Raw genomic sequence first — 2,005 nt, 5'->3', positions numbered from 1 at the left:
CAGCCGCAGCCGCACCGGCCTCTGGGCCGGCATCGTGGCGCTGACCGCCGTGCTGGCCGGCGAAGAGGCCGATGCCGCCGGCCAGCACGGCGGTGCCATGGCGTCCGATGGGGACGGCCCGGCGACGAAACCGTCGGCCAGCGCCTCCGCGCCGCTGTACGAGGCGACCCAGGCGTCCCTGAACAAGGCGAAGTTCGACGGGGACCTCGTTCCGCTCGCCGAGCCGTGGCTGGAGCGGATGGGCGGATGTGCGGCCAACGGCGAGGTGGGCGGCCCGAAGCTGCCCGCCGACGAGAAGAAGCACGTCTTCTGCCGGTACGGCGGCGTCTCGCTCCACTTCGGCCAGTACGCGTCGCACACCGAGAAGGACGCCGCGCGGGCCTACCGGCAGCAGCTCAACCTGGCCGGCGGCGCGCTGGCACCGGGGCTGCGCGAGGCGACCCGAACCACCGGCGGGGCCAGCGGCACCTCCGGCAGCTACATCGAGTACGCCTTCAAGGGCGAGGACGGCCGGACGATCTGCGGGATCTGGTGGGACCGGGACAATGAAACCTCGGCGCTCTACATGGAGACCCTCTGCGAGGCCGGGCTCGGCGGCAACTGGGACGCCCTGCGCGACCTGTGGCGCCGTACGAGCTGACCGTCTGATGAGGAGTGCCAACACCACCATCCTGGACGGACAGCCATGACGTGGGTGGAGGGCCGCCGGGTCGCCCCCGCGCCACCGCTGCTCGCCGACCGCTCGGTGGCCGTCGTGCACGAGTGGTTCAGCGCCACCGGCGGCTCGGAGAACGTCTTTCTCGCCATCGCCGACCTGCTGCCGCACGCCACCCGCTACGTGCTCTGGGCGGAGCGCGACGTTCCGGCGGGGGAACTCGGCCTGCGTGAGTCGTGGCTGGCCCGGACCGCGCTGCGGCGCAGCAAGGCGCTCGCCCTGCCGGTGATGCCGCTCGCCTGGCGCACCCTCGCCGACGCGTCCTACGACGTCGTCGTCTCGTCCAGCCACGCGTTCGCGCACACCGTCCGGCTCGGCCCGCCCGAGCGGACCCGCCACCTCAGCTACGTGCACTCACCCGCCCGGTACGTCTGGAGCCCCACCGTCGACGGTCGCGGGTCGAATCCGCTGCTGGGCGTACCCCGACAGCTGCTGCGGGCAGCCGACCTGCGGCTCAGCCGGCACGTGCACGCGTACGCGGCGAACTCCGTCGAGGTGCGGGACCGGATCCGGCGCTACTGGAAGCGCGACGCCGTGGTCATCCACCCGCCGGTGGAGGTGGGCTACTACGCGGCGCCGGCCGGGCCGGAACAGCCGCGCGACCACCTGCTCGGCGTGGGGCGGTGGATTCCGTACAAGAACTTCGACCTGATGATCGAGATCGCCGAGGCGGCCGGGCTGCCCCTGGTCATCGCCGGCTCCGGTCCCGAGGAGACCCGGCTGCGCCGGGCGGCCGCCCGAGTCGGCGTGCCGGTCACCTTCGAGGTACGGCCCAGCCGGGAACGCCTGCGCGAGCTGTACCAGGGGGCCCGGGCGCTGCTCTTCCCCGCGCACGAGGACTTCGGCATCATCCCGGTGGAGGCCCAGGCCGCCGGCACCCCGGTGATCGGCCTGCGCAGCGGCGGGCTGCTGGAGACGGTGGTCGACGGCGAGACCGGCTTCCTCGTCCCTACGACCCGCGCGGCGGATCACGCGGCGGCCGTCCGGCGCGTCGGCGAGCTCTCCGCCGGTCGGATCCGGGAGCACGCGCGGTCGTTCGCGCGGGAACGGTTCGCGGCCCGGATGAGCGAATGGATCGACGATGAGTGCCGCTGAGTCCCCGCCCAGCACCGTCCTCGACGCCAGCGGCGTCGGACCCGGCGGGATCACCCGGGTGCTCACCGAGGTGGTCCGGCACTGGCCCGCCGGCCGCCGTCTGCTGGTCGTCGCCGCACCGCGGGCCTGGCAGCCGCCGAGCGGCGCCGCGGCAGAGGTGGAGCTGGTCAGCCACCAGGCGGCCGGCCGGGCCCG

1 protein-coding gene and 2 pseudogenes are annotated in these 2,005 nt (G+C 74.1%); all 3 read left to right on the top strand.

All coding sequences use genetic code 11. The features are described from left to right. A pseudogene (locus DKL51_RS35400) lies at nt 1-640 on the top strand (hypothetical protein); the annotation flags it as partial. Nucleotides 641-685: 45 nt separating this feature from the next. Beyond that, nucleotides 686-1,810 (top strand): glycosyltransferase, encoded by a 1,125-nt coding sequence (locus tag DKL51_RS31570; RefSeq protein WP_124813112.1) that lies wholly within the window; start codon nt 686-688, stop codon nt 1,808-1,810. Then, nucleotides 1,797-2,005 (top strand): annotated as a pseudogene (locus DKL51_RS31565) (hypothetical protein); the annotation flags it as partial. The gene DKL51_RS31570 and the pseudogene DKL51_RS31565, both read left to right, overlap by 14 nt.

This window comes from Micromonospora globispora (assembly GCF_003857015.1).
In the GTDB taxonomy this organism is placed as follows: domain Bacteria; phylum Actinomycetota; class Actinomycetes; order Mycobacteriales; family Micromonosporaceae; genus Micromonospora; species Micromonospora globispora.
This window is presented reverse-complemented; position numbering and strand designations above follow the sequence as displayed.

Coding starts and splice junctions, on each gene's coding strand:
- DKL51_RS31570 (WP_124813112.1), top strand. CDS start 686: ATGACGTGGGTGGAGGGCCGCCGGGTCGCCCCCGCGCCACCGCTGCTC.